Here is a 3,293-nt window from a genome sequence, read left to right on the forward strand (position 1 = left end):
GTAATAAAATCATTAAATCTTCCTACTACGATTCCGATTTTAAGACCTGTACCAACTAAATTTCCTTGTATGATATTCATATGATTCCCATCCTTTTTTGTGATATTTGTGATTAGAAATGAAGTAAATGACCTAGCTTGTTCATTTTGGTTTGCAAATATTTTTTATTGTGTTCTTTCGCCTCCATTTGAAGCGGCACTCTTTCTGAAATACTGAGTCCGTAGCCTTCAAGGCCTGCGATTTTTCGCGGATTATTCGTCAAAAGCTTCATATTCCGGACACCGAGGTCGCGTAAAATTTGTGCTCCGATGCCATAGTTGCGAAGATCCGGCAAGAATCCAAGCGCCTCATTGGCTTCTACGGTGTCATAGCCTTGTTCCTGAAGCTTATAAGCTTTTAATTTATTGATTAAACCGATGCCTCGTCCTTCTTGGCGCAAGTACAGAAGCACTCCACGGCCTTCTGCGGCAATTTGGTTCAGCGCAGCGTGCAGCTGCGGTCCACAATCACAGCGATGAGAGCCAAACACGTCACCTGTGAGACATTCTGAATGTACCCGGACCAATACCGGTTCTTCTCCGAACGGCACCTCTCCCATCACAAATGCGACATGCTCTTTTCCATCTACCTCATTTGTGTATCCATAAACCTTAAATGTCCCAAAATCAGTAGGCAGCGTAATGTCAACTTCACGCTCGACAAGTGTTGTCAGATTGTAACGGTATTGAATCAAATCCTTAATGGTGATCATTTTTAATTGATGCTTTTTCGCAATTTCAATGAGCTCAGGCACTCTCGCCATCGTTCCGTCTTCATTCATAATTTCACAAATGACGCCGGCTCCTGGAGATCCGCAGGCTTCAGCAAGATCAACAGCAGCTTCTGTATGGCCCGCTCTTTTCAGGACACCTCCTTTTTTCGCAATCAGCGGAAAAATGTGCCCCGGACGCTGAAAATCAGATGGCACGGATGTGCTGTCCAGCAATGCTTGAACGGTAAAAGATCTTTCTTGAGCGCTGATACCTGTCTTCGTTTCACGATGGTCTATGCTTACGGTAAATGCAGTGTGGTGAGAGTCTGTATTATGCTCAACCATAGGGTGAAGATCAAGCCTGTCTGCGATTTCCTCACTGAGCGGCGTGCAGATCAGTCCTCTCCCATGTGTCGCCATAAAGTTAATGACTTCCGGCGTTGCATGCTCGGCAAGAGCCACAAAGTCTCCTTCATTTTCTCTGTCTTCATCATCTACAACGATGATGACTTCGCCTTTTTTTAAAGCGTCCAGTGCTTCTTCTATCGGATGAAACATGCTAATCTTCCTCTCTAAAAGCCGTTTTCGCTTAAGAAGGCTTTTGTAATGGTTTGTTGGGTCTTATTTTCATTGGCTTTATGCAAAAATCGATACATATATTTTCCGATCATATCGCATTCGATATTCACTTTAGAGCCGATCGTTTTTTCTGAAAAAATCGTTTCGCTGATCGTATGCGGTATTAAGGAGATCGTCACTGTGTCTTCTGTCAGGCCGAATATGGTTAAGCTCACGCCATCCACCGTAATTGATCCCTTTAAAACCAATGTTTTTGTTAATGATGGGTCCATTTTTAAATCATAGTAAACTGCGTTGCTTTTCTCTTCAATTCGTGTGATTTCCGCAGTTCCGTCGACATGGCCTGAGACGAAATGGCCTCCGAAACGGCCGTTTGCCGCCATCGCTCTTTCCAGATTTACTTTGCTTCCTTTTGTTAAATCATTCAGTGACGTAGCTTTGACTGTTTCAGGCATAACATCCACTGTGAATTGATTTTTTGTAAAATCAGTGACAGTTAAACAAATGCCGTTCACTGCAATGCTGTCGCCAAGATGAACATCCTCTAAAATCTTTGAGCATTTAATAGTTAAGGCCATTGCATGCCCTGCTTTTTTCATGGATTCGATTGTGCCTGTTTCTTCGATAATTCCTGTAAACATGGTCACCATCCTATTCCTTTGTCGGTTTTGCCGTCAGTTTGATATCACGGCCGATTTGGGTTATATCAGTGAATTGTAATAAGGGGACATCTTTCATTGATTGAAAACCTTCACCGGAGATTAAGCTGGGAGCATGCGTTCCTCCGATTAGTTTAGGGGCATAATAGAAGATGATTTCTTGAAAACAGCCTTCTTTGACAAAGCTTCCGTGAACAGCTGAACCGCCTTCCACATACACCGACATGATGCCTTCCTCCGCTAGGATCTTCAAAACATCGGGAATTTGAATGCGCTCGGTTTCAAGTGTAAATATGTTCACTCCGAAAGCTGAAAGCCGTTTTTTCTTTTCCTCTTCTGCGCGTGCCGTCGTAAAAATCCATGTCGGCGCTATTTGATCACAAATCACTTTAGCGTCCTCAGGAATCGAGAGTACGGTATCAAGTATGACCCGAACCGGCTGTTTTGTTACATTCGGCAGTCTGCAGGTTAAGCTCGGATTGTCGGCTTTCACTGTGCCAACTCCGACTAAAATGCTTTGGTGTGTTTTCCTGTATTGCTGAGCATCCTGTCTTGCAGCCTCTGACGTGATCCATTTGCTGTCACCCGTGCTGGTAGCTATCTTGCCGTCAAGGCTGGCAGCCGCTTTTAGCGTGACGTACGGAAGGCCTGTCCTCATAAAGTGCAGAAATTTTTCATTCAGCCTCTCCGCCTGGTCTGCCAGGATGCCTTCCCTTACCTCAATGCCGGCTTCTTTGATCATGCTGATCCCTCTTCCAGCCACAAGCGGATTAGGATCTCTCATCGCCACGAACACTCTTTTGATGCCAGAGTTGATAATCAATTCTGCACATGGCGGTGTTTTTCCGTAATGGCTGCACGGTTCGAGTGTAACGTAAATGTCGGCACCCTCTGCATGTGCTCCAGCCATATGGATGGCATGAACTTCTGCATGAGCTTCACCATATTTTAAATGGGCGCCCATTCCGACAATTTGTCCGTCCTTTACGACAACAGCACCGACGAGCGGATTGGATTCGGTCTGTCCTTCGCCCTGCCTCGCAAGATCTAATGCCAGCTTCATATAATACTCTTCCATTTGTTTCCCTCCCCTCTTTTGTTATTTACCGTCAAAAAAACCCCGAATTTATAAAAAATTCGGGGCTTTAGGTATTTTACGCAATAGGAAATAACACTATGCATTTTTGACCATTTGCATAGCGGTTCATCATCCTTCTCCCATCCAGACTTTCACTGTCGGCTTCAGCTTAAACTGAATCCACCGCGTGCTTATGCACACGGGTCACGGGCTCTAAAGCAAATGT

Annotated in this window: 3 protein-coding genes and 1 pseudogene; all 4 read right to left on the reverse strand. The window is 44.6% G+C overall.

Annotated elements, in window-relative coordinates; genetic code table 11:
* A pseudogene (ribH, locus tag RAC86_RS37060) lies at window positions 1-80 on the reverse strand (6,7-dimethyl-8-ribityllumazine synthase); the annotation flags it as partial.
* A 32-nt stretch (window positions 81-112) separates the two neighbouring features.
* Window positions 113-1,309, reverse strand: a complete 1,197-nt coding sequence (locus RAC86_RS37065; RefSeq protein WP_014480160.1) for a bifunctional 3,4-dihydroxy-2-butanone-4-phosphate synthase/GTP cyclohydrolase II — start codon at window positions 1,307-1,309, stop codon at window positions 113-115.
* 14 nt (window positions 1,310-1,323) lie between these two features.
* Window positions 1,324-1,971 (reverse strand): riboflavin synthase subunit alpha, encoded by a 648-nt coding sequence (ribE, locus tag RAC86_RS37070; protein ID WP_004398505.1) that lies wholly within the window; start codon window positions 1,969-1,971, stop codon window positions 1,324-1,326.
* Window positions 1,972-1,981: 10 nt separating this feature from the next.
* On the reverse strand, window positions 1,982-3,067 hold the full coding sequence (gene ribD / locus RAC86_RS37075; protein ID WP_033884145.1) for a bifunctional diaminohydroxyphosphoribosylaminopyrimidine deaminase/5-amino-6-(5-phosphoribosylamino)uracil reductase RibD: 1,086 nt from the start codon (window positions 3,065-3,067) through the stop codon (window positions 1,982-1,984).
* Between the last annotated feature and the right edge of the window lie 226 nt (window positions 3,068-3,293).

This window comes from Bacillus sp. LR_5 (assembly GCF_042709275.1).

Bases quoted from the DNA above. Each gene is read 5' to 3' on its own strand.
- RAC86_RS37065 (WP_014480160.1), bottom strand. From the start codon at position 1,309: ATGTTTCATCCGATAGAAGAAGCACTGGACGCTTTAAAAAAAGGCGAA.
- ribE (WP_004398505.1), bottom strand. From the start codon at position 1,971: ATGTTTACAGGAATTATCGAAGAAACAGGCACAATCGAATCCATGAAA.
- ribD (WP_033884145.1), bottom strand. From the start codon at position 3,067: ATGGAAGAGTATTATATGAAGCTGGCATTAGATCTTGCGAGGCAGGGC.